21 protein-coding genes, 5 tRNA genes and 1 other annotated feature are annotated in these 25,609 nt (G+C 42.5%); of the genes, 6 read left to right on the plus strand and 20 right to left on the minus strand.

Annotation, left to right across the window (positions count from 1 at the left end; all coding sequences use genetic code 11):
- Positions 1-418 precede the first annotated feature (418 nt).
- The 3 genes from clpB to rluD all read right to left on the minus strand — a co-directional run bounded on the left by clpB (position 419) and on the right by rluD (position 4,847).
- Positions 419-2,992, minus strand: coding sequence for an ATP-dependent chaperone ClpB (clpB, locus tag BM100_RS12560; RefSeq protein WP_092511454.1), 2,574 nt, complete (start codon positions 2,990-2,992; stop codon positions 419-421).
- A 129-nt stretch (positions 2,993-3,121) separates the two neighbouring features.
- Complete coding sequence (gene yfiH, locus BM100_RS12565) at positions 3,122-3,865, minus strand: purine nucleoside phosphorylase YfiH (protein WP_092511456.1); 744 nt, start codon at positions 3,863-3,865, stop codon at positions 3,122-3,124.
- A 4-nt stretch (positions 3,866-3,869) separates the two neighbouring features.
- Complete coding sequence (gene rluD, locus BM100_RS12570) at positions 3,870-4,847, minus strand: 23S rRNA pseudouridine(1911/1915/1917) synthase RluD (RefSeq protein ID WP_092511458.1); 978 nt, start codon at positions 4,845-4,847, stop codon at positions 3,870-3,872.
- Between the two features lie 147 nt (positions 4,848-4,994).
- Between rluD and bamD the strand changes: the two genes are divergently transcribed.
- From bamD to pheA, 3 genes are all read left to right on the plus strand, one after another.
- Positions 4,995-5,717 (plus strand): outer membrane protein assembly factor BamD, encoded by a 723-nt coding sequence (gene bamD / locus BM100_RS12575; RefSeq protein WP_175494955.1) that lies wholly within the window; start codon positions 4,995-4,997, stop codon positions 5,715-5,717.
- Positions 5,718-6,135: 418 nt separating this feature from the next.
- The gene (raiA, locus tag BM100_RS12580; protein WP_092511462.1) at positions 6,136-6,468 is read left to right on the plus strand and encodes a ribosome-associated translation inhibitor RaiA; all 333 of its coding nucleotides are present in this window, start codon (positions 6,136-6,138) and stop codon (positions 6,466-6,468) included.
- 188 nt (positions 6,469-6,656) lie between these two features.
- Positions 6,657-6,781: a sequence feature (Phe leader region), on the plus strand.
- A gap of 81 nt (positions 6,782-6,862) precedes the next feature.
- Positions 6,863-8,017, plus strand: coding sequence for a bifunctional chorismate mutase/prephenate dehydratase (gene pheA / locus BM100_RS12585; RefSeq protein WP_092511464.1), 1,155 nt, complete (start codon positions 6,863-6,865; stop codon positions 8,015-8,017).
- A 108-nt stretch (positions 8,018-8,125) separates the two neighbouring features.
- Here the strand turns inward: pheA and pepT are convergent, their stop codons facing one another.
- The 4 genes from pepT to BM100_RS12605 all read right to left on the minus strand — a co-directional run bounded on the left by pepT (position 8,126) and on the right by BM100_RS12605 (position 13,789).
- A complete protein-coding gene (gene pepT, locus BM100_RS12590; protein WP_092511466.1) occupies positions 8,126-9,358 on the minus strand; it encodes a peptidase T in 1,233 nt (410 codons plus the stop codon).
- Between the two features lie 30 nt (positions 9,359-9,388).
- Positions 9,389-10,942: an AbgT family transporter gene (locus BM100_RS12595; RefSeq protein WP_092511468.1), complete on the minus strand. Its 1,554-nt coding sequence runs from the start codon at positions 10,940-10,942 to the stop codon at positions 9,389-9,391.
- 625 nt (positions 10,943-11,567) lie between these two features.
- A complete protein-coding gene (tyrA, locus tag BM100_RS12600) occupies positions 11,568-12,689 on the minus strand; it encodes a bifunctional chorismate mutase/prephenate dehydrogenase (protein ID WP_092511470.1) in 1,122 nt (373 codons plus the stop codon).
- 5 nt (positions 12,690-12,694) lie between these two features.
- Entirely contained in the window at positions 12,695-13,789 is a 1,095-nt protein-coding gene (locus BM100_RS12605; RefSeq protein ID WP_092511472.1) for a 3-deoxy-7-phosphoheptulonate synthase, read from the minus strand.
- 553 nt (positions 13,790-14,342) lie between these two features.
- Here BM100_RS12605 and BM100_RS12610 point away from each other — a divergent pair.
- Positions 14,343-15,686: an anaerobic C4-dicarboxylate transporter gene (locus tag BM100_RS12610; RefSeq protein WP_092511645.1), complete on the plus strand. Its 1,344-nt coding sequence runs from the start codon at positions 14,343-14,345 to the stop codon at positions 15,684-15,686.
- A gap of 168 nt (positions 15,687-15,854) precedes the next feature.
- Here BM100_RS12610 and rplS read toward each other — a convergent pair whose 3' ends face one another.
- From rplS to ffh, 5 genes are all read right to left on the minus strand, one after another.
- A complete protein-coding gene (gene rplS, locus BM100_RS12615) occupies positions 15,855-16,208 on the minus strand; it encodes a 50S ribosomal protein L19 (RefSeq protein WP_092511474.1) in 354 nt (117 codons plus the stop codon).
- 64 nt (positions 16,209-16,272) lie between these two features.
- The gene (trmD, locus tag BM100_RS12620) at positions 16,273-17,025 is read right to left on the minus strand and encodes a tRNA (guanosine(37)-N1)-methyltransferase TrmD (protein ID WP_092511476.1); all 753 of its coding nucleotides are present in this window, start codon (positions 17,023-17,025) and stop codon (positions 16,273-16,275) included.
- A 37-nt stretch (positions 17,026-17,062) separates the two neighbouring features.
- Entirely contained in the window at positions 17,063-17,611 is a 549-nt protein-coding gene (gene rimM / locus BM100_RS12625) for a ribosome maturation factor RimM (RefSeq protein WP_092511478.1), read from the minus strand.
- A gap of 18 nt (positions 17,612-17,629) precedes the next feature.
- The gene (gene rpsP, locus BM100_RS12630; protein ID WP_010845359.1) at positions 17,630-17,878 is read right to left on the minus strand and encodes a 30S ribosomal protein S16; all 249 of its coding nucleotides are present in this window, start codon (positions 17,876-17,878) and stop codon (positions 17,630-17,632) included.
- Between the two features lie 137 nt (positions 17,879-18,015).
- Positions 18,016-19,377, minus strand: a complete 1,362-nt coding sequence (gene ffh, locus BM100_RS12635; protein WP_092511480.1) for a signal recognition particle protein — start codon at positions 19,375-19,377, stop codon at positions 18,016-18,018.
- Between the two features lie 234 nt (positions 19,378-19,611).
- On the opposite strand from ffh, the gene BM100_RS12640 reads away from it, so the two are divergent.
- A complete protein-coding gene (locus tag BM100_RS12640) occupies positions 19,612-20,403 on the plus strand; it encodes a cytochrome C assembly family protein (protein ID WP_092511482.1) in 792 nt (263 codons plus the stop codon).
- Between the two features lie 56 nt (positions 20,404-20,459).
- The gene (locus BM100_RS12645) at positions 20,460-21,755 is read left to right on the plus strand and encodes an HlyC/CorC family transporter (protein ID WP_139216961.1); all 1,296 of its coding nucleotides are present in this window, start codon (positions 20,460-20,462) and stop codon (positions 21,753-21,755) included.
- Positions 21,756-21,891: 136 nt separating this feature from the next.
- Here the strand turns inward: BM100_RS12645 and luxS are convergent, their stop codons facing one another.
- The 8 genes from luxS to csrA all read right to left on the minus strand — a co-directional run bounded on the left by luxS (position 21,892) and on the right by csrA (position 25,598).
- Positions 21,892-22,407 carry an S-ribosylhomocysteine lyase gene (gene luxS, locus BM100_RS12650; RefSeq protein ID WP_092511484.1) on the minus strand — a complete coding sequence of 172 codons (516 nt, stop codon included), beginning with the start codon at positions 22,405-22,407 and terminating at the stop codon, positions 21,892-21,894.
- Positions 22,408-22,570: 163 nt separating this feature from the next.
- On the minus strand, positions 22,571-24,130 hold the full coding sequence (gshA, locus tag BM100_RS12655) for a glutamate--cysteine ligase (RefSeq protein WP_092511486.1): 1,560 nt from the start codon (positions 24,128-24,130) through the stop codon (positions 22,571-22,573).
- Positions 24,131-24,328: 198 nt separating this feature from the next.
- Positions 24,329-24,405, minus strand: a tRNA-Arg gene (locus tag BM100_RS12660).
- An 88-nt stretch (positions 24,406-24,493) separates the two neighbouring features.
- Positions 24,494-24,570, minus strand: a tRNA-Arg gene (locus BM100_RS12665).
- Between the two features lie 85 nt (positions 24,571-24,655).
- Positions 24,656-24,732 (minus strand) — tRNA-Arg (locus BM100_RS12670).
- A gap of 85 nt (positions 24,733-24,817) precedes the next feature.
- Positions 24,818-24,894 (minus strand) — tRNA-Arg (locus tag BM100_RS12675).
- A 10-nt stretch (positions 24,895-24,904) separates the two neighbouring features.
- A tRNA-Ser gene (locus BM100_RS12680) sits at positions 24,905-24,997 on the minus strand.
- Between the two features lie 415 nt (positions 24,998-25,412).
- Positions 25,413-25,598 (minus strand): carbon storage regulator CsrA, encoded by a 186-nt coding sequence (gene csrA, locus BM100_RS12685; protein WP_010845367.1) that lies wholly within the window; start codon positions 25,596-25,598, stop codon positions 25,413-25,415.
- Positions 25,599-25,609: the final 11 nt, after the last annotated feature.

The following is a 25,609-nucleotide window of genomic DNA, read 5'->3' on the forward strand; positions in this document are numbered from 1 at the left end:
ACTCTTCAAGACTTTTTTAATCTTTTCGCCTTTCGGCGTTGGATAGTGTCTTGCGAGTGCCCACACAGATTGTCTGATTCAGTTGTTAAAGAGCGGGGCAACCGGGAAGTTTGTTCCGGGTTGCGAGGCTGCGTATCTTACGCTTTTCGCCTCCGGAGTCAAGCGTTTATTTTCGCTTTTCTCCGACTGCCCTCGGCGGCTTGCTTCAGCTCAGCGTCGGTCAGTGGTGGCGCATTATAGGGAGTTTTACGGATGTGACAATAGTTTTTTTTGAAAAAAATGCCAACCGTTCAAATATCCCGCAAAAACACCTAATTTGATGTATTTTCGACCCACAATAAAGAAAAAAGAGGTGCTTTTTGCACCCCTTTTCATCTAAAGACATCTTTTTATACTGCGGACAATTTAAGAAACTCTTTTATTGTCTTGCAACAATACGATCGTTTTCTAGGTCCAGCGTTACTAATTTGCCAGGAATCAATGTGCCAGAAAGAATTTGTTGAGCCAGAGGATTTTCAATCTCTTGTTGGATTGCTCGTTTTAACGGGCGAGCACCATAAACAGGATCAAAACCCGCTTCGCTCAATTTTTCCAATGCACTGGAAGTCATAACGACTTGATAGCCACGTTCTTCTAAACGACGATACAAACGTTGCAACTGGATATCCGCAATGGATACCAAATGTTCTTTTCCTAATGGGTGGAACACGACAACTTCATCAACACGGTTAATGAACTCAGGCCTGAAGTGGTGACCAACAACTTCCATCGCCATATTTTTCATTCCCGTATAATCCAGTGCCCCAAAACGTTCTTGGATCATATCCGAACCTAAGTTAGAAGTCATAATCACAACTGTATTACGAAAATCAACCGTTCTTCCCTGGCCATCAGTCAAACGGCCATCATCCAATACCTGCAACAATATATTGAAAACATCTGGATGCGCTTTCTCTACTTCATCCAGCAAAATGACTGAATAAGGGCGGCGACGCACGGCCTCTGTCAAATATCCCCCTTCTTCATATCCTACATATCCTGGAGGCGCACCCACCAGCCTTGAAACGGAGTGTTTTTCCATAAATTCCGACATGTCGATACGCACCATGGCGTCATCGCTGTCGAACAGGAAATTAGCCAGCGCCTTGCACAGTTCTGTTTTACCTACCCCTGTTGGCCCCAAGAACATGAAAGAACCAATCGGACGATTAGGATCAGACAACCCAGCTCGGCTACGACGAATTGCATTTGATACGGCATCCACAGCCTCATTCTGGCCAATCACGCGTTTGTGCAGCTCTTGTTCCATACGCAGCAATTTATCTTTTTCGCTTTCCAACATTCTGGATACAGGGATTCCAGTCCAGCGAGCAAGTATTTCAGCGATTTCTGCATCCGTCACTTTATTGCGCAGCAGTTTCATATGGCGACTTTCTGTTGCTGTTGCCATTCCCAACCGCTTTTCCAGTTCCGGAATTTTTCCGTATTGAATTTCAGACATTTTCGCCAAGTCGCCACTACGACGGGCTTTTTCTAATTCAATGCGCGCATTTTCTAACTCAGCTTTAATATTCTGAGTGCCACTGAGTTCTGCTTTTTCTGCTTTCCACTCTTCTTCCAGTTCAGAGTATTCACGTTCTTTTTCTGTTAATTCGTCATTTAGCATTTCCAGACGCTTTTTGCTGGCATCATCAGATTCTTTTTTCAATGCTTGTTGTTCAAGTTTTAATTGAATAACACGACGTTCCAGACGATCCAATGATTCAGGTTTAGAATCCATCTGCATACGCAGACTTGCCCCGGCCTCATCAATCAGGTCGATGGCTTTGTCCGGTAACATGCGGTCTGAGATATAGCGATGAGACAATGTTGCAGCGGCAACGATTGCCGGATCAGTGATTTGTACATGATGATGCAGCTCATAACGTTCTTTAAGACCACGTAAAATAGCAATCGTGTCCTCAACGGTAGGCTCTGCCACATAAACTTTCTGGAAACGACGCTCTAAAGCCGCATCTTTTTCAATGTATTGACGATATTCATCCAGTGTTGTTGCACCAACACAATGCAGTTCACCACGAGCCAAAGCAGGTTTCAGCATATTACCGGCATCCATTGCACCTTCTGCTTTACCTGCGCCGACCATGGTATGTAATTCATCAATAAACAGGATGACAGAGCCTTCCTGTTTCGCGAGATCATTCAAAACACCTTTCAAGCGTTCTTCAAATTCACCACGATATTTTGCACCAGCCAATAGCGCCCCCATATCAAGGGACAGAACTCTTTTGTTTTTGAGCCCTTCAGGAACTTCACCATTAACTATACGCTGTGCCAAACCTTCAACTATGGCTGTTTTCCCAACCCCGGGTTCACCAATAAGAACAGGGTTGTTTTTAGTCCGACGCTGCAATACCTGAATCGTGCGGCGGATTTCCTCGTCACGACCAATAACTGGGTCTAATTTGCCTTGTTCTGCACGTTCCGTCAGATCAATTGTATATTTCTTTAATGCCTGACGCTGATCTTCTGCGCCTTGGTCATTCACTTTTTCACCACCGCGCATTTGTTCTATTGCCTTAGTGATTTTATCTTTTGTTGCACCAGCCGATTTCAGTATGTCACTTAATGTTCCACGCTCATCTATCGCTGCGAGAATGAAAAGCTCTGAGGAGATAAAGTTATCCCCTGATTTTTGCGCAAGCTTGTCACACAGATTTAAATAACGGCCCAGTTCATTGGATACCTGAACATCACCACCATTGCCCTCTACTTGCGGCAATCGGTCCAGGGCCTGATTAATTTGATTATTGATACTGCCCGTATCCACTCCTGCCGATGTCAACAGAGGACGAATGGAGCCCCCCTCTTGATTGAGCAACGCACTCATTAAATGGATGGGTTCTATGAATTGATTATCACGCCCTAATGCAAGGGATTGGGCGTCAGCGAGAGCAAGCTGGAATTTATTGGTAAGACGATCCAGACGCATAACACCTCCAATACTGGTCAGAATTTGCTACTGGAGACTAGATAAGGTCATTCCTTAAATATTCAAGGCCTTCTGAAAAGTTAATTGGAAACTTACCGCTACACGCCAGAGATCGTCCTGGTCACTAGATTATCGCAACCAAATTAAAGTTGCCATTCGTCCAGTATCACCATCACGACGATAGGAAAAAAACGTATTTTCCTCTGCAACAGTGCATGCGGTGCCACCAAAAATGTCTGTTATTCCAAGAGACTGCAATTTTAATCTAGCCAGTAAATAAATATTTGCCAGATATTTATCACCATTTTTATCACCGCAAGGGGTGAAAGCTTGTTCCAAATCAGAGTTGGTTGCGATAAAGGCAGCCCTGACTTCACTGCCTACCTCAAAATTCTCTGGACCAATGGCTGGCCCCAACCAAGCTCGTATCATTTGAGGCTTTGCATTAAATTGGGAGACGGTATTCTCCAGTACTCCGGCACATAACCCACGCCACCCCGCATGGGCTGCCGCGACTTCATCTCCGGAAATACTGCAAAATAGAACAGGCAAGCAATCTGCTGTCATAACGGCACAAACTTGCCCTGGGGTATTTGTATAAACGGCATCTGCCTGATTATTTTCCAGAGGTTGACCATTGAGGGTAACAACGCGTGTTCCGTGTACTTGCTCCAGCCAAATTGGCTGTTGTGGTAGTTGAGCGTATTCAACCAAAAGTTTTCGATTTCGCTCTACACATTCCGGCTCGTCTCCAACATGGCTTCCCAGATTAAGACTATCATAGGGTGGGAGGCTTGCACCTCCCATACGAGTTGAACTACAAGCACCAACATTCTCAGGTTGTGGCCAATCAGGAAAAATCAGTGATGTCATTTATCTACCAATCCATTTCATCTTTGAAAGTTTCAGCGTCTGCTTTCATTACTTCAATCAATCGAACCATGTCATCCGGTAATGGAGCATGCCATTCCATTTCAATGCCAGAGATCGGATGGTAAAGGCGTAACATGGTGGCATGCAATGCCTGACGGTCAAAGTTGCGCATTACTTCGCGAAATTCATCTGAAGCGCCTTTTAAGGGACGAGGACGCCCGCCGTACAGGGGATCACCAACCAAAGGATGTTTGATATGTGCCATATGTACACGAATCTGATGTGTCCTGCCCGTTTCCAGACGCAAGCGCAAACGAGTGTGCGCGCGAAAATGCTCCATAACCCGATAATGGGTAACGGCGGGTTTCCCCATAGGATGTACAGACATGTGCGTTCGTTTGGTCGGATGACGAGAAATAGGCTCTTCAACCATTCCCCCCGCAGTCATGCATCCCAAAGCAATAGCCTCATATTCACGGGTGATTTCACGCAATTGCAGAGATTCCACCAAGCGAGTTTGCGCTGGTACAGTTTTAGCTACAACCATTAATCCCGTCGTATCTTTATCAAGGCGATGGACGATACCTGCACGCGGTACATCCGCAATTTCAGGATAACGGTATAATAGGGCATTCAATATTGTGCCATCAGGATTGCCTGCTCCCGGATGAACCACCAAATCACGTGGTTTATTGATTACCAAAATGTCATCATCTTCGTAGACGATATTCAGTTCTATATTCTGAGGTTCCCAACGCGAGTCTTCTTCAATGATAGCATCAATGGCAATTTCTTCACCGCCCAGGACTTTTTCTTTGGGTTTGCTAATTAATTTGCCATTAACTTGAACTTTATTATCCAAGATCCACTCTTTTATACGTGATCTTGAATAGTCGGGAAACAATTCAGCTAATGCTTGATCTAAACGTTGACCAAGCTGAGATTCAGCGACTGTTGCGTTAAGTCGGATTTGTTGTGCCATATATAACTTCTATATTTTACGTTGAGTTTTGACGGCGAAGCCGTTTCATTTAAAATAGTGTGCTATTGTAACCCTATATTTTGCCGGGAGCTTCATGGACAGTCTCCCAGAAAACACTCAGAGGATAATCAACACGTGATGATTCGCATGAAATATCTGGTGGCAGCGACCACATTGAGCCTGGTTTTATCTGGATGCTCCAGCAATAAGGATGCTGTTCCTGACATCCCGCCATCTCAAATTTATTCAACCGCGCAGGAAAAACTGCAAGAAGGTAACTATAAAGTGGCTATCAAGCAATTAGAATCTCTTGATACCCGTTATCCTTTTGGTCCTTACTCTCAGCAAGTTCAGCTTGATTTGATATATGCCTACTACAAATCTGCTGAATTTCCACTGGCACTTGCATCCATTGATCGTTTCATGCGTTTGAATCCAACCCATCCAAACATTGATTATGTGTTATATATGCGTGGATTGGTATCACAAGCTTTGGATGATAGTGCCCTACAGGGCTTTTTCGGCATTGACCGTTCAGATCGCGATCCTGAACATGCCCGTGCCGCATTCCGTGATTTCAATCAGCTCGTCAGCTATTATCCAAATAGCAAATATTCTGCCGATTCCGTTCAACGTTTAGTATTCCTCAAAGAACGTTTAGCCAAATATGAGCTTGCTGTCGTGAAGTATTACACTAAGCGCAGCGCTTATGTGGCTGTTGTCAACCGAGTAGAGCAGATGCTGCGAGATTATCCTGACGCTCCAGCAACACGGGAAGCACTGCCTTATATGGAATCAGCCTACAAAAAGCTTGGTCTTTCAGCTGAAGCAGATAAGGTAGCACAACTTATTACAGCGAATCCTCTTTAAAATCCGGCTACCTAGCTATATAAGCTTTGGATATGATCAAAAACAGCAGCCATTTGGCTGCTGTTTTTTTGTGCTGAATTTAATTGTTATCAGACTTGGGCCCTTGCCTTTTTGTTGTTTTTTTATCCCATTCAGACAAGAAACCAAGGACATGTACGTTATGCTTTTTTAAAATTCTCGCACCAAAAATAACTAACAATGAGCAATTATCACTGATTTTTATAATACCATAACTGACCGATAATGACGCATAATTCCCCACTTAGCAACAAATATTCTCCATAACTTTTTTGAGCATCACAGTTCTGTCACTAACTTCCAAAATCACCCGATAAAAGTGATTTAGATCATTCTTTTTACGCCAAAGAGCGGTATGCTGAATTCATCGAAGACGGAGCAACATTCAAGAGGTAACTATATGTTAGTAAACATTACCAGCAAACAAATGGAAATTACCCCCGCAATTCGTAGCCATGTGGAAGACCGTCTAAATAAGTTGGGCAAATGGCAAGTCAATCTAATTAATCCACATATCGTACTCTCAAAAGAACCGCAAGGATTTCTGGTTGATGCCACTATTGGTACGCCAAACGGAACATTGGTTGCCAGTGCCAAACATGAAGATATGTATGCGGCTATTAACGAGCTATTAGCGAAATTAGAGCGTCAGCTCAATAAAGTGCAACACAAGTCTGAGGCTCGCCGCGCAGATAATAGTGTGAAAGATTCCAATCTCAATCTGGAAGTATAATCATACGTTATTCCATTCCTAACGCGCTCAATGAGCGCGTTTTTATATTTTGTCTATAAACAAAATATCCAGCAAAGCTGCGATGATGTGAAAAATGAAAGAAGCAAAAGCCTTCTGTTGACACTCATCTCTAAATAGGTTAATTAAAGTACATTATTGAAATCATAAATTAATGTGCAAACAAACCAAATGACTAACACTTTGTCTTTCTTATTTTTCTTTTTTACCTTCCCACGAGGAGGCTTTTTTGTTTGAGAAGAAAGATAGACAGACGAACAAAAAAACCTCCCTAGCAACGGGAGGTTTTTTTGTTTTACAGGCCATATTCATATCCACAATACGCAAGCTATCCCACAACAAGCTATGCCCATAATAAGAATGTCAGGAACATACTATGGAACAAGATTTAGTTAATTTACGAGAACAAATTAGTAGTATTGATGCAGAGCTACTGGATTTGCTTGCCAAACGCCGCCAATTGGCGAGCAGTATCGCCCAGACCAAACTGCTTGACCATCGCCCTATCCGAGATAAAAATCGTGAACGAGAGCTATTGAATGTACTAATCGCTAAAGGTAAAAACCGTGGATTAGACGGATTCTATATTACACGGCTATTCCAGATGATCATTGAGGACTCAGTTCTCACTCAACAAGCACTGTTACAGCAGCATCTGAATCAAACCCCTTACGATTCCGCCCGTATTACGTTTCTGGGCCCAAAAGGTTCCTATTCCCATATCGCCGCCCGCCAATTTGCCGCCCGCCACTTTAATCAGTTAATTGAATGCAGCTGCCACAAATTCGCGGATATTTTTTCATTGGTTGAAATTGGCCAAGCCGATTACGGCATTTTGCCGCTGGAAAATACCAGTTCTGGGGCAATAAATGAAGTTTATGACCTATTGCAACATACGCCTTTATCCCTCGTCGGGGAAATGACCCTGCCGATAAATCACTGTTTATTAGTCACTGAACAGACTGATATCTCCAGAATAAAAACGGTTTATAGCCATTCTCAACCTTTCCAGCAATGTAACCAATATCTCAATAAATACCCTCACTGGAATATTATTTATTGTGAAAGTACGGCTGCTGCCATGCAGAAAGTAGATGAACTCAACTCGCCGGAAGTGGCTGCACTCGGTAGTGAAGCTGGTGGTGCCCTTTATGGGTTACACGTTCTAGAAAATAATCTGGCAAACCAGCAAGACAACAGCACTCGCTTTATTGTTGTGGCTCGTAAATCTATTGATGTATCGGAGCAAGTTCCGGCCAAAACCACGTTTATTATGTCAACAGGGCAGCAAGCTGGGGCTTTGGTTGATGCGCTCATGATTCTGAAAAAACATGATATTGTCATGAGAAAACTGGAATCCCGCCCGATAAATGGCAAGCCGTGGGAAGAAATGTTTTATATTGATGTACAAGACAATCTTCGCTCCATGAATTTGCAACAAGCCCTTAAAGAATTGACAGAAATTACCCACTTTTTGAAAGTTCTGGGGTGCTATCCATCAGAAAATGTCGTTCCTATCGATCCCATTTAACTCTCTGATCGCATCGGAGGCGGGAGCACTCCCGCCATCCTCTTACAGCACCGTACGCAGGCGCCATATACTGCGCTTCTGCTAACGCGGACCATTACAGATAATTGGTTATTTTTGCCCAACTAAACGGCAAATCGTCTCTGAAACCAAATAACTTTTCTCGAAAGAACGGATTGGTAAGAATTCAAAACGTGAATGGAAGTTCAGGGCCCCCGTAAAATAGTTGGGTGTCAGAACACCGCGAGCGGATAACGCAGAACCATCCGTACCACCGCGCATTGGAATAACATTAGGCTCAACATCTTGTACTTTCAGTGCATCGAAAATTAAATCAATGGCAGTACGGTCATCACCGAGCGAATCACTGATGTTGCTGTACACATCTTCAATTTTGAAATCGATTTTCGCACGTGGGTGGCGTGCTCTGATAAGTTCAATTGCTTCACCGATATAACGTTTACGCGCATCGAAGCTTGTACGATCAAAGTCACGAATTGCCATTTTGATTTTTGCGTTATCTGGGTTAGCAACCAAGTCAGTGACATAGAAATAACCTTCGCGGTGCTCTGTGTGCTCTGGCGTATCAAAGCGGTCAAAGCAGCCAATAAAGTCATGTGCCACCCGAATTGGGTTTAACATTACATTCTTTGCTGACATTGGATGTGCGGTCACGCCTTTAATAGTGACTTCAATGGAAGCCGCATTAAAGGTTTCATAAACCACTTCACCTAGCGCACAACAGTCAATGGTGTAAGCAAAATCGACTTTAAAACGTGACAGATCCATGATTTTAGAGCCACGCAGGCCAATTTCCTCATCAGGAACAAATGCAACGTAGATATCGCCACAATCAAAATCGGCATTTTGCAGTTTATCCATTAATTCCATTACGACAGTGACTGCTGCTTTGTTATCTGCCCCCAGCACGCTGGTGCCGTCACTGAAAATGATCTCTTCACCAATATATGGAGCTGCTTCTGGATGCTCATCCGCTTTAAACCACACGTCTTCTTGTATGTTCAAGCACAAATCTTTGCCTTCATACTTTAAAGTTTGCGGCTTGATAACGGGTGAAAGCCCCACATCAACGGTATCTAAGTGAGTGACAAAACCAATTTTTGGAGCTGATGGTTTATTCCCCGGACGAACTGCATACAAAATAGCGTGCTCATCGATATAAATGTCTGTTAAACCATAGGTTTCAAGTTCTTTGGCCAAAAGTTTTGCAAGGTCACGCTGCCCTTCCGTACTTGGGACGACCGTGCTCGCGGAATTGCTTTGGCTTTCAATCGCAAGGTAACGAAAAAAACGCTGTTCAAGTTGTTTGCCTAATTCATTCATTTTTTTATTCCTCCTTACTATACAGCCCGATTACGACCCAGGCTGCCATGTGTAACCGCTGTCAAAACCAATTGGAATTTCAAATGCCCAGAACACATATAGCGTTGCAGTCAAAATCACTAACAGACCTACAGTAAACGGTATCATCATGGAGCACAGTGTCCCGATACCCGCATTTTTATAGTATTTTTGGCAATACATCAGGATCAGTGGGTAGAACGGGAACATTGGCGTGCTAACGTTCATCGCAGAGTCACTCACGCGGAATGCTGCCTGAGTTAATTCAGGTGAAATACCCACCGCCATTAACATTGGAACCAATACTGGCGCCATAATTGCCCATTTAGAGGTTGCTGATGTGATCATAATATTCAATATTGCAGTTAACAAAATGACACCAAATACTGTCAACCCAGCCGGCATATCCAATGTACGTAATAACTCAGCCCCTGACAGTGCCAATAATGTACCAAGATTTGAATGTTGGAATGAATAAAGGAACTGCGCTGCAAAGAAAGCAAAAACAATAAATGGGATTAATGACTTCGTGATATTTTCCATCGCTTTCACTACATCTTTTGTCGAAGTGAAAGATTTGGTCATATAGCCATAAACAATCCCAGGAATAGCAAAGAACAGAAATAATAAGGGTACAACAATTTGCATAATTGGTGCTTTCGGGCTTGTCAAACTACCATCCGGCCCCCGCAGCGGCGAGTTTTCAGGCCATAACAGAGCAAATAACCCTACGGCTAATGCTAAAAGAAGTAACCCAGAAACACGGAATGCGCGGTGCTCAATAGGTGAAATCTTACTTAAATTTTTTTCCGCGTCAGTATCAACATCATTTTCTGTAATTGGGCAGTTTTTATTTAACCAAGGCTCAACAATTTTTTCAGTAATAAACCAGCAAATAAAAATAACACCAAATGTGCCGCCCAAACTGAAAAAGTAATTACACAGTACGTTAACGCTATAACCGGGTGCCATCATCTGTGCCGCATCTTGCGTAAAACTCTGCATGATTGGGTCAATGATTGACGGCGTATAGCTTGCAGTGAAGCCTCCCGCCAGCCCCGCAAATGCTGCGGCTATACCTGCTAATGGATGGCGGCCGCTAGCGTAGAACATCATGGCAGAAACGGGCATAAGGATCACATAGGCTGAATCTGATGCGAGATGTGACACTATTCCCACAAAAACAATAGTTGGTGCCAGCATTTTCGGAGAGATGAACGAAAGCATTTTTTTCAATGCGGTATTAATAAAGCCGCTACTTTCAGCAATCCCAATCCCCAATGTTGCAACGATAGTTATTCCGAGTGGAGGAAAATTAATAAAACTTTTCACTGCCGAAGTAATGAATAATATGATTTCTTCATAGTGAAACATATTTACAACAGAGATTTTTTCTTTCGACACTGGGTGATAATAATCATAATCCACGAATGAAAGTAGGTAAGATAAAAACCAACAGATGATCAGAGCATAAATAAATAGCATTGTGACATCGGGCATAACGTTACCAATGCGCTCAACACGATTTAAGAAGCCCTTTTTTTTAGGGAGTGTATTTGTTGTCATATTTGCAAGTTACTTATGTTATTAGAATAGAAGCAGCCTTACAGTAAATAACCCTTTATCAAAAGTAAAATACTTTTAAAATGAAACATTACAGAATAAATTCACTACTATACATTGCATTAAATAAATTTACTCTATAAATAAAAAATAGCAAATATAATTAAATATTATCTAATGTAATTTATTTACAATGGATAGTCAGTAATGAACATTACTTAATAATAGACTCTATTCCAAAAATAATTAAGATAAATAAAATTTAGATAGTTGAATAAAAATCACCATTCAAACTCTTTGTGATCAATTTGGAATTAGCGGGCATTAAAAATGCCGGTCTATCGTATTTTTACTCAATGCCAATTGGTTAATGTCAGCGTTTTTTCATAGAGATTCTACATGACAAGAATCTTGCATCTGCATCTTTTAAGGAAAGTTCAATTTGAATACTTTCATGGAAGCGAACGGTCTCCGTGGTTTGGGCAAACATTGATGCTGCTGAAGGCTTTTACCCTCGAATCGTCTGTTAACCACCACCGGTAACAAACAGCGCTACACACCATGCTCGGCGTACCCATAAAAAAACCGGATGAAAACATCCGGTTTCAATATCCAATTTATCAATGGATTATATTCTGCTGTCATTGGCCTGTTGTAAAAGAACCTGGCTTTCTTTCATGAATCGAGTTGCTTCTTCACCAAACCATTCACTTACTTGGTTAAAACTGGCAATGAAAGCGGCTTTATCTTGATTTTCCAATATTTCCAAAGCCTGGCCAAAACTTTGGTGATAGCTGCGTATCAATTCAATATTCTCAGGGCTGGACATAATGATATCAGCATACAACTGAGGGTCTTGTGCAAACAATCTTCCCACCATCGCTAATTCCAATCGATAGATAGGCGAAGACAATGAAAGCAATTGCTGTAAATCAACACCTTCTTTTGCCAGATGCTTTCCATAAGAAAATGTTGTGAAATGGCGCAGAGCTTGAATGAAGCCCATATTTTTATCATGTTTTTCTGCGTTTATTTGATGCAAACGCGCGCCCCATACCGCGATTTGTTCCAAAAACCATTGATACGCTTCTGGTTGGCGCCCATCACAATACACAACAACCTGTTTGGCAAAGCTACCGACATCTGGCCCAAACATAGGATGCAGCCCTAAAACAGGCCCTTGGTGCACTTCAAGCATTGCGTTTAAAGGCCTGTGCTTAATAGAAGCCAAATCGACCAAAATGCATTGCTTCGGTAATGGAGGTAAACGACGAATCACTTCCTCTGTCAAATGAATAGGAACACTGATAATCACCATACCTGCATCAGCCAATATAGATTCAGCTTTATCCCAGTCATTAGCCTCAAGCACCCTGACCTCATAACCAGACAGGGTCAATACACGGTTGAACAGTTTTCCCATTTTGCCTGAACCACCGACGATAACGACAGGCCCCAAATGTGGGAATAGTTTTTTGTAGCCTTTATTGTTTTCGCTGACATAAGACTCTCGCATGATGCGACGCAAGATATCTTCAATGAGATCAGGTGGAATTCCCATTTTTTCTGCATCCTGCCGACGAGAAGCCAGCATGGAGGCTTCTCTGTCTGGCGCATAGATAGGCAAACCAAACTGACTTTTTACTTCTCCAACTTGTGCGACCAAATTCATGCGCTTTGCGAGCAAAGTCAGCAACTCTTTGTCTACTTCGTCAATTTTTTCCCTCAGTTCAGACAATTCTGTAGCCATCTTGATTACCCTGCTTTTTCCATTACGACGTTCTTATTTGCCAAATGCGGAGCAATTTGTTGATGTAGTTTTCTTAAAACCTGCTCCGTTGTTTGCCAATCAATGCAAGCATCAGTCACTGAAACACCATATTTCATTTCAGAGCGGGGTTGCTCAGAGGATTGGTTACCTTCATTAATATGGCTTTCTAGCATAATACCAATAATAGACTGGTTTCCGGCCATAATTTGCTCGGCAACAGAATCAACAACAATGCTCTGCCGGCGAAAATCTTTGTTGGAATTACCGTGACTGCAATCAATCATCAGTGATGGCGCCAATCCAGCTTTAAGCATTTGACGCTCACAGTCAGCAACATGTTCAGCACTGTAATTGGGTTCCGCACCACCACGCAGGATAACATGCCCATTCGGATTACCTTGAGTTTGCAGTAAGCAAACTTGGCCTGACTGATTAATGCCCATAAAACGATGAGGCATTGCAGCCGCTTTCATGGCGTTGATTGCGGTATTCAAATTTCCGTCTGTCCCATTTTTAAACCCAACCGATACAGATAAACCTGATGCCATTTCGCGGTGCGTTTGAGATTCCGTTGTTCTAGCGCCAATTGCTGACCAACTGAATAAATCACCTAAATATTGCGGATTATTGGGATCGAGTGCTTCATTCGCCAGTGGTAACCCCATTTTGACTAAATTCAATAACAAGTCGCGAGCGATATGTAACCCAGCATCCATATCAAACGAGCCATCCATGTAAGGATCACTGATTAAACCTTTCCAACCAACCGTTGTACGAGGTTTTTCAAAGTAGACACGCATAACTATATACAGACAATCACTCAACTCAGCAGAAAGAGCCTTCAAACGACGAGCATAATCAAGAGCGGCATCCACATCATGAATTGAACATGGACCGCATACCACTAATAAACGAGGATCACGATGCTGAATGATATCAGCAATAGTATTTCGTGCGTTTGTGATGGCATGCAGATCGTTGCGACTCAGTGGGTACTTTTGTTTCAGTTCTTCCGGTGTGATAAGAACTTGTTCATCAAGGATATGAACGTTATTAAGTGCATCTTTTTGCATGATCATTTCTCTACCTGCCTAATTATGTCTGTTTATGTTGTCATGTGTCTGAATGGATAACATACCACGCATCGTAAAGAATTCAATCCATAAGTGTAAAATAAATGAATCAATCGTAAATAAATGTTTACATGCCAATTAATTCATCAATCACACTATATAAATTTCAATAGGTTGCTTTATATCTAGTTCAATCAAATAACATATAAGTAAAATTTAAAATAATATTTTAATTATGCAATGTTAACAATTACATTCACAAAGGAAATATTCCATTAACCATAAGACAAAGTCCGCTACATATATGTATTTATTTTAAAAATCATATAGTAAAAAACAAGATCTAACTCTCATTTTTAAAACCAGATTCTAATAATATTAATGTGTGGTTTTAATATTTTTATGAAACTATAAAAAAATACTTATAGAGAATACTAAGCCCAACGGATTTCGAATCGCGGATTGTTAACTGCAATTTGAAGGATACAAAGCGAAAGTGATGCAGGCTAAATCTGTATTGCCGCTTTTATTTATTTTTAATCATTCATTAAGGACAGATATGATAACGCTGCAATTTGCCATAATAATTATATGCTTATTGATCGGTACGCGTTATGCGGGGATGGGATTAGGGCTGATCAGCGGTATAGGGCTTTTTATACTGACATTTATTTTTGGTTTAGAACCCGGTAAGCCTCCTGTTGATGTCATGCTTACTATTCTTGCTGTGATTGGCTGTGCATCTGTTTTACAGGCAGCAGGCGGGCTCAATATTATGATGCAATTTGCAGAACGTCTTTTGCGTCGTCATCCACAACATATAACCATTCTAGCTCCCTTGACAACGTGGACGCTCACTTTCCTTTGTGGCACGGGGCATGTCGTTTATACCATGTTCCCCATCATCGGTGATATCGCCTTGAAAAAAGGTATTCGTCCTGAACGCCCGATGGCAGTTGCCTCTGTCGCATCACAAATGGCAATCACCGCCTCCCCTGTTTCCGTTGCCGTTGTTTCTTTAGTATCAATTATTGCAGCCAATCATGGTATCGGCCAAGCTTATGGGATCTTGGAAATTTTGGCAGTTTCAATACCAGCGTCACTGACTGGGATATTACTTGCTGCACTATGGAGTTTGCATCGCGGAAAAGATCTTGATAAGGATGAAGAATTTCAGGAAAAAATCAAAGATCCCAAACAGCGTGAATTTATTTACGGTGGTTCAGAAACGTTGTTGGATCAAGTATTTCCTAAACAAGCTTATTGGGCTACTTGGATTTTCTTTGCAGCAATTGCAGTTGTGGTTTTATTCGGTGCATGTACAGACCTCCGCCCCGCTTTCGAATCAAAAGGGACTTTAAAACCTCTTTCCATGAATCTAGTGATCCAGATGATGATGCTCATTGCTGGTTCCATTATGTTAATGGTATGCAAAGTCAAAGCCAACGAAATTGCCAATGGTGCCGTATTCAAAGCAGGCATGGTTGCAATTTTTTCTGTTTTTGGCGTGGCATGGATGAGCGATACGTTCTTCCACGCGCATTTAGGTGACTTAAAACTGGTCTTGGAAGACGTAGTTCAAGCACAGCCATGGACTTATGCTTTGGTGCTTTTTTTAGTATCAAAATTGGTTAATAGCCAAGCTGCGGCTTTAACAGCTATCGCGCCAATGGGATTGCAACTGGGTGTTGACCCCAAACTGCTGATTGCTTTCTTCCCTGCAGCTTATGGGTATTTTGTTTTGCCTACATATCCAAGCGATCTTGCTTGCATCGGTTTTGACCGTTCAGGCACAACAAAAATCGGGAAATTCATTATCAACCATAGCTTTATCATACCGGGGCTGATTGGTGTCAGCGGAGCTTGCGCAGTAGGATATATTTTAGTTAACACATTGATGTAATAAGAAATTAGATTAAAAAGCAGAAACCTAATAGCCCGCTTGTTGAAATACTTCCCATACTGGATTTCATAAGGCGGGTTATTTATTGTAGTTACGTTGGTAAAAACGTAAAAAGGCCAGCAAATTTGCTGGCCTTTAACGATAACTTTCGGATGTAGCGAAAGCGTATTATTTTGCGTTCAAACGCTCTTTAATACGAGCCGCTTTACCAGAACGCTCACGCAGGTAGTACAGTTTAGCTCTGCGAACAGCACCACGACGTTTAACGTTGATGCTGTCTACGACTGGGGAGTGAGTCTGGAATACGCGCTCAACACCTTCGCCGTTAGAAATCTTACGAACAGTGAATGCAGAGTGCAGACCGCGGTTACGAATCGCAATAACCACGCCCTCGAATGTCTGCAGACGCTTTTTAGAACCTTCAACGACCCATACCTTAATTTCCACGGTGTCACCCGGACGGAATGAAGGTACGTCTTGCTTCATCTGCTCTTGTTCAAGTTGTTTAATAATGTTGCTCATAATAACTCTCTTACCCTAGGTAAACTGATATATCAAAGACATTCCTTTACAGGACATATCTGGATTAATTTGTTGCTTCATCTTGATATTCACTTTGGAATTCAGATAGCAACATCCTTTGCTCGTCAGTCAGAGCTAGGCTTTCTAGAAGTTCGGGCCTTCGTAACCAAGTTCGGCCAAGCGATTGTTTCATTCGCCAGCGATTAATTTCGGCGTGGTTTCCCGACAATAAAACAGGGGGAACTTCCATTCCATCCAGTACTTCAGGGCGAGTATAGTGAGGACAATCCAACAATCCATCAGCAAAAGAGTCCTCTTCCGCTGACGCCTGACGCCCTAGAACCCCTGGAATAAACCGGGAGATAGAGTCTATCATTGTCATTGCGGGAAGTTCCCCTCCGCTCAGAACGTAATCACCGATAGACCATTCTTCGTCAATTTCGGTTTGGATTACACGCTCATCAATACCTTCATAACGGCCACAAACCAGAATTAGCTTCTCATTTGTTGCCAGTTCACAAACTCCCTGTTGATCGAGTTTGCGCCCTTGAGGTGAAAGATAAATCACTTTTACGCCATCACCTGCCGAAGCTTTGGCTGCGTGGATGGCTTCCCGTAACGGTTGCACCATCATCAGCATGCCTGGACCACCGCCATAAGGACGGTCATCAACAGTACGATGCCTGTCGTAGGTAAAATCCCTAGGACTCCAGCAATCGATACTGAGCAGGCCATTCTTAACTGCCCGACCAGTTACCCCGTAATCGGTTATTGCGCGGAACATTTCAGGAAACAGGCTAATAACCCCAATCCACATACTGCGTCCCACTCATTTAAACCGTTTTTACCGGAGATTAAAAACCAGGATCCCAATCTACCTCAATAGTTTTGGTAGCGAGATCGACTTTCTTGATAACCTGCCCATCAAGAAACGGAACCAACCGTTCCTTGATACCGAATGCATCTTTCAGGTTTGCTTTGATTACCATCACATCGTTAGAACCCGTTTCCATCATGTCATCAACGATGCCAAGGTTATAACCCGCAGTACTCATTACCTGGCAACCAATCAGGTCTTTCCAGTAATAATCACCGCCTTCCAGTTCTGGCAATTTATTCGAATCCACCACTATTTCACAATTAGTGAATAAATTCGCAGCATCCCGATCATCAATACCTTTGATTTTGACGATAATATCTTGGTTATGGTGTTTCCAAGTTTCCAGCTCAATGTGTTGCCACTGTCCAGAACGCTGAATAAACCACGGCTGATATTCAAAAATGTCTTCGGCATTTTCGGTGGAAGAAAAAACTCTGAGCCAACCACGAATGCCATACGCTGACCCTAATTTTCCCAATACGATTGGCTCAACAGGGTGCTTCAGGCCAGATTGTTTGCTCATTGTTACCACCGTGACAGATTAAGCTGCTTTTTTAGCGTCTTTGATCAGTGCAGCAACACGATCAGACACAGATGCACCCAGACCAACCCAGTGTTCGATACGGTCTAGATCTAAACGCAGAGCTTCTGCATTTCCTGAAGCGATTGGGTTGAAGAAACCAACACGCTCAATGAAGCGACCATCACGCGCATTGCGGCTATCGGTCACTACTACTTGATAGAACGGACGCTTTTTTGCGCCGCCACGAGCTAAACGAATTGTTACCATAACATCCTCATTAGTTAGCAAAACAACCAGACTCCATCGAGGAACGGAGTCCGGCTGTCCATTTAAAAGCCCGAAAATTTTACTCACTTTGGCGCAAAAAGCAATCCAAAGAACATTTTCTTTCGAAATTTTGTCAATTACCGCCCCATAAATCCTGGTGGAAGCATGCCTTTCATGCCACGCATCATTTTGGACAAACCGCCTTTTTTCATTTTCTTCATCATGCGTTGCATTTCATCGAACTGCTTCAGCAAGCGGTTGACATCCTGAACTTGCGTGCCCGATCCCGTAGCAATGCGGCGTTTACGGGAACCTTTGATAATTTCTGGTTTTTCCCGCTCCTTGCGGGTCATGGAATTAATGATCGCTTCCATTTTAACCAAAACTTTATCGTCCATTTGAGATTTGACCGCATCAGGGATCTGTGACATTCCTGGCATTTTGCTTAACATGCTGGTCATTCCCCCCATGTTACGCATCTGTTTTAGCTGATCAAGGAAATCACTTAAATCAAATCCATCACCCTTTTTCAGTTTTGATGCCAATTTTTCCGCTTGAGTACGGTCAACCTTGCTTTCAATTTCTTCGATTAATGAAAGCATATCTCCCATGCCCAGAATACGGGATGCAATACGGTCTGGGTAGAAAGGTTCCAGCGCATCAGTTTTTTCACCAACACCGAGGAATTTAATTGGTTTTCCAGTAATGTGGCGAATGGAAAGTGCGGCACCACCACGGGCATCACCATCCACTTTTGTCAGAACAATACCTGTTAATGGTAAAGCTTCATTAAAGGCTTTTGCGGTATTTGCCGCATCTTGGCCTGTCATCGCATCAACAACAAACAGCGTTTCAACAGGCTTGATGGCAGCGTGAACTGCTTTGATTTCATCCATCATGGCTTCATCGACATGCAGACGGCCTGCGGTATCGACTAATAGCACATCATAGAATTTCAGTTTAGCGTGTTGGATAGCTTTGTTGACGATATCAACAGGTTTTTCCTGTGGGTCGGAAGGGAAGAAATCAATTCCAACCGTTTCAGCCAAAGTTTCAAGTTGCTTAATGGCCGCCGGACGATAAACGTCAGCAGAAACAACCAAAACTTTTTTCTTATTTTTTTCTTTTAGCAGTTTGCCTAGTTTGGCAACACTGGTTGTTTTACCAGCACCTTGCAAACCTGCCATCAGAACAACGGCTGGAGGCTGGGCAGAGAGATTCAGTTCACTGTTGACCTCTCCCATCTCCTTAACCAATTCATTCTGAACGATTTTGACAAATTCCTGTCCTGGGGTCAGGCTTTTGTTAACCTCATGCCCCACTGCACTCTCTTTGATTCGTGAAATAAAATCACGCACAACAGGCAAGGCAACATCTGCTTCGAGCAAAGCCATACGAACTTCGCGCAGCGTATCTTTAATATTATCTTCAGTCAGCCGTCCTCGACCGCTGATATTGCGCAGTGTGCGCGATAGTCTGTCAGTTAAATTATCAAACATTGTCTCAGCTCAGATATCTACAAGTGGGTCTACCTGTATGGCAAATTTTACGAATTATAACACGATGATCGTATGATCTCTGCAAAGAGATTCCCAAGTATGATTAACAACGGTTGGAGGCTACCCCAGCTAACGGTATACTTAAATTTTAAGTTCAATCCATACCCAATAGATTTCAAAACGCTACGGCTTGAAAAATAAAGGGTACACACTATTGCGAAAACGATAAACGTTATGCTGGTATTCTCAATCATTGCCTTACTTGCTTATCTCATTAGCCTGACGCTCATCGTGCCGGGTCTATCTCGCCAACAAAACAATTATCAAAAGCTGGCGCTTTTTTTCGCAGCATTAGCGTTAATTGCCCATGCAATTGCACTGAAATACCAAGTATTTCATGTCAGCAGCGGGCAAAATCTAACTCTATTGAATTTAGGTTCAATTGTCAGCTTGCTGATGTCCATCATTATGACAATCGTCGCTTTCCGTGGCAGGGCATGGTTTTTGCTGCCCATCGTTTACAGCTTTGCCATGATAAATTTGATATTGGCCAGTATGATGCCGGGTGAATTTATTACCCATCTTGAAGCCAGTATTGAACTATTCATTCATATTGGGCTGGCATTACTTGGATATGCGACTTTGCTTATCGCTGCCCTTTATGCATTACAGCTGGGCTGGTTGGATTATCGGCTTAAAAAGAAAAAGCTCACCTTTACTTCCGGGATACCCCCCTTGATGGTAATTGAACGAAAAATGTTCCACATTACCCAAGTTGGTGTAATTTTACTAACATTGACCTTATGTACAGGCATCATGTATATGGATGATATTTTCAGTAAAGAAAATATTCACAAATCTGTATTATCTATCATCGCCTGGTTTGTCTACGTCATTTTGCTTTGGGGGCATTACCATGAAGGCTGGCGCGGCAAACGCGTTATTTGGTTTAATCTGATTGGCGCGTTTATTCTGACTCTCGCGTTTTTCGGTAGCAGGCTATTGCAGGAAATAATGATTTATTAATGAAGTTAACAAATCACTGTAGCCAGTTCGTATAAATATTAGGAAGGAATTCTGTTTTGGAGCACGTCTCAACAGGCACACTCATTATAATTCTTGTTGTCATGGTCATCGTTTCGGCCTATTTTTCAGCCTCAGAAACCAGCATGATGACAATTAATCGCTACCGCTTACGCCATTTAGCCAAACAAGGGAGCACGCCTGCGCGAAGGGTTGAATCTCTGCTGCGTCACCCGGACAGGCTTATCAGCCTTATCCTTATTGGTAACAACCTCATCAATATTCTGGCATCTTCGCTCGCGACTATCGTAGGTATGCGTCTTTATGGCGATATGGGTGTTGCTATTGCGACAGGCATATTAACTTTCGTGATCCTTATTTTCTCCGAAGTAATGCCAAAGACGATTGCTGCGCTTTATCCTGAAAAAGTGGCTTTCCCAAGCAGCTTTCTGCTGAAGCCACTAGAAAAAATCATGCTGCCCCTTGTTTGGGCATTTAACAGGATTAGTTTGCTGTTCATGCGTTGCCTGGGCATTCAGACCTCAAATATCCGCAATGATTCGGTCAGTAAAGACGAGTTACGTACGATCGTAAATGAATCAAACACGCATTTATCGCGCCGCAACCAAGACATGCTGATTTCAATCCTCGATCTTGAGAAGGTCACTGTTGGCGACATTATGGTGCCCCGTAATGAGATTGTTGGCATTGACATTAATGCTGACTGGAAATTCGTTATCAGGCAGCTGACACATTCTCCACATGGAAGAATTGTGCTTTATCGTGACTCTCTTGATGACGCGATCGGAATGCTGCGGGTGCGCGAAGCCTATCGGTTAATGATGGAGAAAAAAGAGTTTACGAAAAGAAACCTTATCAAAGCTGCGGATAAAATTTATTTTATTCCTGTCAGTACCCCATTAAATACCCAACTCGTGAATTTCCAACGCAACAAGGAAAAAGTGGGATTGATCGTTGACGAATATGGCGATATCCAAGGGCTTGTGACAGTTGAAGATATTTTAGAAGAAATTGTCGGCGATTTTACTACATCTATGTCCCCGAGCCTGGCGGAAGAAGTACTTCCTCAAAGTGATGGCACTGTGTTGGTTGATGGTACAGCTAATATCCGTGAACTGAATAAAGCATTTGATTGGGCATTGCCCGAAGATGGTCCAAGAACAATGAATGGAATGGTTCTGGAAGAGTTAGGCGAGATCCCTGAGTTACACGCTCAAGTTCAGATTAATGGATATAATTTTGAAGTTCTTGCAGTACACGACAATGTCATTAAGCAAGTCCGGGTCACACAAATAAGCCCAAATGCAGGAAAAAGTGAAAAAGATAATGATTAATCAAAAGACTAATCAGTAAAGATAAAAATAATTCGGATAGTTTTTTTACAAAAAATGGCCTTACGCAAGGCCATTTTTTGTCTTATATCCTCCCTGCCTTAGGGAGGAACGTACGACGGTTATCACGCTTGATGAACTACACCTGAAGCTCAACCAATTTTTCTTCAGGCAGTGCCAACTCATCGTTATAGTTGACACGAACACCAGCATCCAGAATACCCTGGGCAATACCTTGAGCTTCTTTCAATGAGTGCATTTCATAAGTGCCACACTGATAAATATTCAACTCGGGGATTTGGTTCTGGTTTTCAACTTTCAGTACGTCTGCCATTGCGGCTTTCCACGCTTCAGCCACTCTGGTTTCCGCTGGAGCACCAATCAGGCTCATATAAAAGCCGGTGCGGCAACCCATTGGTGAGATGTCGATAATTTCAACACCATCACCATTCAAATGGTTACGCATAAAACCTGCAAAAAGATGTTCAAGCGTGTGAATGCCCCTCTCAGGCATTACTGCTTTATTAGGGACGCAGAAACGTAAATCAAATACCGTGATGGTATCACCATGAGGCGTATCCATCGTCTTAGCAACTCTAACAGCTGGCGCAGCCATACGTGTATGGTCAACTGTAAAACTGTCCAATAAAGGCATAATATTACCTCCTAAGGCATCAGATTTTTTTACGAGTATTTTTCAGATAAATGAAACCTTTTTATTTGCGGCTGGTCATAAGATATGAAGACGCGCAAAATTGTTATCATCCCTATTCTCTAAGATATTTTATTCGGCCACCACTGGTGGCCATTTTCTTTTTTTAACGCCCTGCATGAAGTTTCAGATAGTCTTCGAAGCTCATGCTGTCTTGCTGCTCAAGATTGTGTTGCAAAGATACAGAGGCATCGCGTTCCGTAGAGAAACTTTCGTCATCTAAAATCGAATAAGGTTCTTCAATCAATTCACTATGATATTTGTTTGACAGTTCCAACCCAAAACCAACTATCCCCTGCGCTTTCATCTTATCCAATACGCGTCCGGAAAACGTTAAGGATGGATCTTCAAGCATAGATGCCAATTCGTTACAGACTGACTGATATTGTGTTCCTGAGCAAGTATCCAAGACTTCTGCAACTCGCTCTAGATCTGCAAATAGCTGCTGCCCAACGACTTTAAGCGGCTTATGCTCATCACCACGGCCAATAGCGATTTGTAGATCAGGTTTACGCCCTTCCAAAATCACCTTACTCCAATTTTGACGGCAACAATCAAGTTCTTTATTTCCCATTTCTGGGGCATCTGCCAAAGCACACCATATCAAGAATAGGTCAAGAAAACGAATCTGAGTTTCATCAACACCAATGGCACTGAAAGGGTTAATATCCAAAGAGCGCACTTCAATGTATTCAATGCCGCCTCTTAACAAGGCATCAGAAGGTGATTCTCCTTCTTTTGTCACGCGTTTAGGACGTATCGGAGCGTACAACTCATTTTCTATCTGGAGGACATTAGTATTCAGCTGCAGATACTTACCATCTTTTTTCACGCCAATAGATGCAAAATCGACAGACGGTTTATGGATGGCCTTCTTCAGACCTTCGACATACGTGTGGAGGTTATTGAAGGTAATATTGAGGTCGCTTTGCGATTTGTTGGTATATCCCAGATCACTCATTCTTAATGAAGTCGCATAAGGCAGATAACACGTCCCTTTTTCTGTTTCTTCAAAAGATAATGTAGTATTTCGTCCATTTAAGAATGAGGAGCAAATCGCTGGTGATGCGCCGAATAAATAAGGGATAATCCATCCAAAGCGGTAATAATTTCGAATCAGGCGAAAATAGCCATCAGAAATTTGTTCTTTCCCGGTTTCTGCATCTTTCACACCTAACCGAGCTTGCCAAAAACTTATCGGCAACGAAAAGTTATAATGTACTCCGGAAATCGTCTGCATTAATGCGCCATAACGATTTTTTAGCCCTTCACGGTACAAAGTCTTAAAACGCCCCACATTGGATGTGCCATATTGGGCCAGCGTAATATTTTCTTCTTTATCAATAAAACATGGCATGCTTAAAGGCCACATTTTTTCATTATCCAGATTTCGCGCAGTATAACGGTGTAAATCTTTAAGAAAATCAACCGTTCTACTTATATTGTTATCAACAGGGGTAATAAACTCCAATAGAGATTCAGCAAAATCAGTTGTAATCCATTTATGCGTTAAAGAAGCACCAAGTGATTTTGGATGCTTAGTTTTAGCTAAATGACCGTCTGGAGTAACACGCAAAGTTTCACGTTCAATACCTCGGCAAATACCTTTTAATACCGTAGGGTTTGCCTCTAACCATGACAATGCTTTTGATACATCCGGGATCAATTTGACCTCCCTTGGAGTTTTAAAAGATTATTACTAAGAGTTTACTTTATATTAAACAGGTCAGGTTGTCGCTGATTACATAAAGATGTCTATGCATCATCGATTAAATTATAACCTAATAACAATAAAAGAAATGTTATGTTTGAGAAGGGATAAAAAAACAAAAAACCCCTGTCTCATGGAGGCAAGGGTTTAATATGGTGCATCCGGGAGGATTCGAACCTCCGACCGCTCGGTTCGTAGCCGAGTACTCTATCCAGCTGAGCTACGGATGCATTTTTTAGTTTTCTGTTTCTGGTCAGACACTCTTCTTTGTCTTATTCCAGAATTCGGACATCACGATTAAAATCATAACGTCTAATATGGTGCATCCGGGAGGATTCGAACCTCCGACCGCTCGGTTCGTAGCCGAGTACTCTATCCAGCTGAGCTACGGATGCATTGTCGATTTTCTATTTCTGCTCAGGCGCTTTTGATTGCCTGAATTTTCAAAACTGGCGCACCTAAAATTCACGGTGACTAAAATGGTGCATCCGGGAGGATTCGAACCTCCGACCGCTCGGTTCGTAGCCGAGTACTCTATCCAGCTGAGCTACGGATGCATTGTCGGTTTACTATTTCTGTTCAGGCGCTCTTGATTGCCTGACTCGACAGAATTGAGATACCTAAAAATCGCGGAGTTTAAAGTGGTGCATCCGGGAGGATTCGAACCTCCGACCGCTCGGTTCGTAGCCGAGTACTCTATCCAGCTGAGCTACGGATGCATTTCTTAAATGGCGGTGAGGGAGGGATTCGAACCCTCGATGCAGCTCTTAACCACATACTCCCTTAGCAGGGGAGCGCCTTCAGCCTCTCGGCCACCTCACCATTTTTTAAAACACTTCGCTTTAAAACTTGCAACTCAGAATCTTTTATTCAAGCTCTTCGTCGCTGCGATGGCGCACATATTACTTTCCCTGCCTGATAAGTCAAACAATTTTTCGCAACTTTTTTCCGTTTGCACACTTCGCACACAAAATGATTGGATTAACGTCTAAAGGGCTGTTTTATCGACAGCAAAACCACCTAATTACTATTAGGATTTATAAAAATAATTATTCATCGCTATGGCCTCATGAACGAGGTCTTTTCAACTGATAGAAAATAAAAAGACGTGAGAGAATGGAATTAGCTTGAAAAGAGAGAAATAAAACCGCCAGGTTCAAAAAAGAGAGGTAGGGGGAGCACAAGTAGGAGTAGAGTAGCGCCCAAGTCTTAAAAAAGCATGGACGCCATTCTTGAATTAAAAAGTTGTAGGCTGAGATTTCTCTGCCTGGATCCGTTGATAAATTTCTTCACGGTGAACAGAAACTTCCTTGGGCGCATTTACACCAATGCGAACTTGGTTGCCTTTAACTCCCAGTACTGTGACTGTTACCTCATCGCCTATCATGAGTGTTTCACCAACTCGACGAGTCAGAATAAGCATTCTTTGCTCCT

The sequence above is a fragment of the Xenorhabdus mauleonii genome (assembly GCF_900113945.1).
GTDB lineage: Bacteria > Pseudomonadota > Gammaproteobacteria > Enterobacterales > Enterobacteriaceae > Xenorhabdus > Xenorhabdus mauleonii.